The 4,476-nt window shown below is 67.5% G+C and carries 2 protein-coding genes; both read right to left on the minus strand.

All coding sequences use genetic code 11. The features are described from left to right. On the minus strand, positions 1 to 490 hold a 490-nt coding region (locus JHD73_RS26650; RefSeq protein WP_199033158.1), incomplete at its 3' end, for a DUF2300 domain-containing protein. Positions 491 to 497: 7 nt separating this feature from the next. Beyond that, a partial coding sequence (locus tag JHD73_RS26655; protein WP_199033159.1) for an alpha-2-macroglobulin occupies positions 498 to 4,476 on the minus strand: 3,979 nt, incomplete at its 5' end.

Raw genomic sequence — 4,476 nt, forward strand, 5'->3', positions numbered from 1 at the left:
GGCGCGTGGGCTGCATGGCGCGCAGGTCACGCAACCACGTGGGGGCATTGGCTTGCTGCCAGAACCGGCGCCAGTCGGCGCCATCGAGGCCCAGGCGCGCGGGTTCGAAATAGCGGCCGCACGACTGGATGAGCGCGCGCTCACGGTCGACGCTCTGGCCAGCCGTGCAGCAGTAGACCTCTTCGGCATCGTTGCCGTGGCACGTGTAGTCGGGCGTGTCGATGCGGCGCGAGACGAGGTAGCTGTAGACAAAGAGCTTCCAGACGCTGCCGAGCGGCGTTTCCGCATCGCGCGGCAACGCGGTGGCGTGCGGCATGCCGGCAGCTGGATCGGCGCTGAATTGCCAGAGCTTGGCTTCATCGCCTTGCAAGGCGGCATAGCGCAACGGCTCCGACGCGGGTGCAGCGGTGGCGTGGCCAGCGGACGCAAGTGCGCCGCCGGCCCAGATCAGGCCGGTCAGCACACTGCGCGCAAGCAGGCCGGAGCGCATCGCCGCGTCACTCCACCTTGTACGGATAGCTGGCCGTCTTGCCGTCGCCCTGCAGCGCCTTGGCTTCCGGCTGATACATGCGGAAGTAGCGCGCCGGCGGCAGCGCAAAACTGCCCGGCAGCGAGAAACGCACCAGCTGACGCAACACGGTCGGGCGCTCCAGCGCGGGCACCGGCTGGTTGTACGACAGCTGACCCATTTCGTAGGCCGCCTTGCGCTCGAACGGCTGCGGGCCGTTGCCTTCGTTCGGCTCGCCCTTCAGGCCGTCGATCTGGATGCCCCAGGTGGTGGCTTCCACCTCGGCGCCCGGCGGCAGCGGCACTTCGACCAGGCCGTAGCGGTACGTACCCTGGCGCGGTGTCAGCACCACCTCGTCGACATACAGCGCGTTGCTGTCGAGCGTGTCGCCCGGCTTGACCGGCTTGGCCTTGAAGGCGATGCCGCTGCTGTTGGTGTCAGCTGCCGGCTGCTTGGGCCCCTTCGGGTCGGCCTTGGTCGGCGTGGAATCGATCGGCTCCAGGCGGTACAGCTTGCGCTCCACTGTAATCGGCAGCTTGGAGACTTCCGGCGCACGGCTGCGATACGACACGATGGCCGATTGCGTGGTCACGTCGGACGGTGCGGTCGTCAGGTCCAGCGCGGCGGGCACCTGGGCACCCGTCCAACGCCATGTCGGCACCCCCACCGGCGAACGCGTCGCTTGCCAGCCACCGGCCGACACTGCCGGCTGGATCGCAGCCACGCTCGCACCTTGCAGACCACCCAGGCTCTTCTGCAGCCAGACCAGTGCGATGGCGCGATCCATCGTCGGCATGGCGGCACTGGCGCGCGCCAGCAGCGGTGCCGGGTCGGCAGCCGATCGGCCACCGCCCATCAGCAGCAGACTCTGCACCAGCGGCGAGTTGTCTGCTGCCAGCGCATTGCGGGCGGTGATGTCTGCCGAGACCAGCGCTTCCGGCACCGGCTGACCAACCTGGCGCATCAGCTGCGCCGTCAGTACCGTCGCCACCTGGCGGCCGCGCGTGGAATCCGGCGCCACGAAGATCAGGCTGTCGCCGGCAGCAGGCTCGGCGTCGGCCGGGGCCTTGGCGTTGCGAGCGAGCTCATTGGCCACACCCGACAGCGGCGTTGCCACCGGCAAGCCCATCTCGTTGGCAAACCACAGCGCCAGCGCGCGGTGCAGCAGCGGCTCATTCTGGCTAGTGCGCTTGTAGGCTTCGAGCACCTGCTTCCAGTTGTCCGCCGGCAGGCTGATGCCGACCGAGCGGCTGGCGAGCCAATCTGCGTAGTACGCATACGACGTGATCAGCGCGCTGCTGGTGCTCAGTTCGCCCCACCAGCCGAAGGTGCCGTTGGTACCGGCCAGCAGTGCCAGACGCTGACGCTGCGTGCGCAGCAGCGCATCGACGCCTTGCGTGCCCGCCGGGCCGCCATCGCCCAGGCGCGTGCCTGTGGCGGCCAGGCTCTGCTGGGCAAGTGCCAGCGGGATCAGGCGGCTGGCAGTCTGCTCGGCGCAACCGTACGGATACTCGATCAGGTCATCGGCCACGCGGGCGAACTGGCTGGCCGTGTTGCCGACCACGCGCAGGCGCACGTCGCGCGCATCGGCAGGCAGGCCCAGCGGCAGGCGCGTGCCTTGCAGCTGCGTGAGCGGGACGATGCTTTCGCGGTCCGCCAACCAACCGGTGGCATCCAGCTTGAGCGTGGTCTGCAGACGATCCGACACCGCATCGCCCTGCTTGAGCTCGGCATTGATGACGCCCGCCTGCAGCGCTGTGACGGGCGCACGCAGATAGTTGGCACCGCGCTTGAGCGTCACGCGCTGATTGATGTTCAGGCCAGCGCCCGAGACGATCCAGTCGGCGGTGATGTCCTTGTCGGTCTGGTTGAAGGCGACCATGTCCAGGCGCGGCTTGTCGCTCTCGCGGAAGCGCTGCGGGCCGGTCCACTTCAGGTACAGCGGCTTGTCGGAGCGGATGCTCGCGGTGCGCTGGCCGACGATGCCGTCCGAGGCGCCGGTGGTCGACACGGCGCGCACGGTGATGCGCCAGCGTGCCAGCGAGTCCGGCATCTTGAAGGTCATGCGCGCGCGGCCATCCGCATCGGTCTGCAGGTTGGCAACCCACGCGGCGGTGTCCTGCTCGTCACGGCGCGGGCGCTCCAGCACCTTCACGCCGCGCTCGTTGTGGCGACCGTACGTGCCACCTGGCTTGCCCGGCAGCGATGCCAGCGCCAGGTCGTAGCTGATGAAGCTCTGGCTCGACGTCGTGCGCACACTGTTGCGGCGCGGGTGGTAGAAGAAATCGACGATGCTGGGGGCCACTTCCGGTTGCAGCACATAGATCATCTCGTCGACCACGGACACGGTCAGGTTGGCCTGCGCCGGCTTGCCCGCCAGCGCGCTGGTCAGGTCCAGCGTGACGGTCTCGCCCGGGGCGTAGACGGCCTTGTCGGCGTGTACGGTCAGGTCCAGCGTCGGCTGCGTAACGACGATGCCAGCGTTCTGGAACACCATGTCGCCGTCGCGTACGTACAGCACCGAGAACGTCATGTTCGGTGCGAAGTCGGGGCCGATCTTGATGCGGGCGCGGTACTGCGTGGGCGTGACCTTTTTCAGGCTGAGCCAGTCACCAGGGCTGGAGAGCAGCCCGTGGCGCTCAACCTTGTCACGCTCCAGCGTGAGCAGCGCGTCATCCACCGGCAGCGGGAAGGTGATGAGTGCCTCAGCCGTGTCGCCGATCTGGTAGCGATCGCGGTCGAACACCATTTCGATGTTGCCGGGCACGGTCTGCACGCCGTCGCCGGCCACCCAGTGGCTGGCAGCGGCGAGCAGGTTGCCAGCAGCATCACGCACCGACAGCGTGTACGAACCGGGTTGGTCGAACTTGACCGGGAAGGTCGCATTGCCTTTGGCATCCGGGGACAACGTGCCTTCAGTGCGAGCGCGCGTTTCCAAACGCACGAGATCCCACTTGGCGGGCGGAGCGCTGGCACCGATCCCGCCGCTGGCACCACCCACGACGGGCATCGGCGTCAGGTTGAACGACACGTCCTGCCCCGGCGTCGTGAAATTCGACGTGGTCGACAGCTTGTACGGCGTGGCACCACGCGCGATCAGCAGTTCACGCGTGACCTTCACCCGGTAAGCCGCGCCGTCGTTGGCAAACACCGTCACCACGTAGCGGCTCGGCTCCTTGGCGGCGGGCAGCTCCAGCTTGGCATTGCCATCGCCGTCGGTAGTCAGCTCCTGCTGCTCAAGCTTGACGGGGAACAGGCCGGCGTAACGCAACTCGCCCTCCACCATCGTCACCTGTTGCGCACGCAGGCTGACCGACACCTTGCCGTTCTTGACCGGCTTACCGTCCGGATAGCGCAGGCTGATCTTGCCCTTGACCGCCTCACCCGTGCCGTAGCTGGTCTTGTCCAGCGACAGGTTCACGTCAAAGTGCGGCTTGATGTATTCGGCCACGCGGAAGGCGCCACCGTACGTGCCGCCGTTGTAATCGAAGCGCAGCGAGTAGCCGCCGGCCGGGGCGTTGGACGGCAGCGTAAAGCGCGCGTCGGCACCGGTCTCGCCGGCCAGGCGCGTGGTGGACGTGGCCACCGGCGCGCCGTTCGGGTCGAGCACCTGCAGCTTGATATCGCCCGAAGTGGCCACGGTCGATTCGGTCGCATTCTTGAAGTTGCGGCCGATGAACTTGACGCGCACTTCATCGCCCGGGCGGTACAGCGGGCGATCGGTAAAGGCGTACAGCTTGGTGTTGTAGATCTCGCTGTCGTAATAGAAATTCTCGGAGATGAACACGCCGCCCGCGCGGTCGTTGCCGATCACGTAGCTGCGCTCGGGTGAGACATGGCGCAGATCCGCCGTGCCGTCGCTATCGGTGGTGCTGGAGGCGAGCACACCCACGCCGTCGGTCCAGCTCACGGACGAACCGCTCACCGGCTTGCCGCTCTTGCGCTCGGCCGTCCATACCATCATCCCT

This window comes from Ralstonia sp. ASV6 (assembly GCF_016429285.1).
Taxonomy (GTDB): Bacteria; Pseudomonadota; Gammaproteobacteria; order Burkholderiales; family Burkholderiaceae; genus Ralstonia; species Ralstonia flaminis.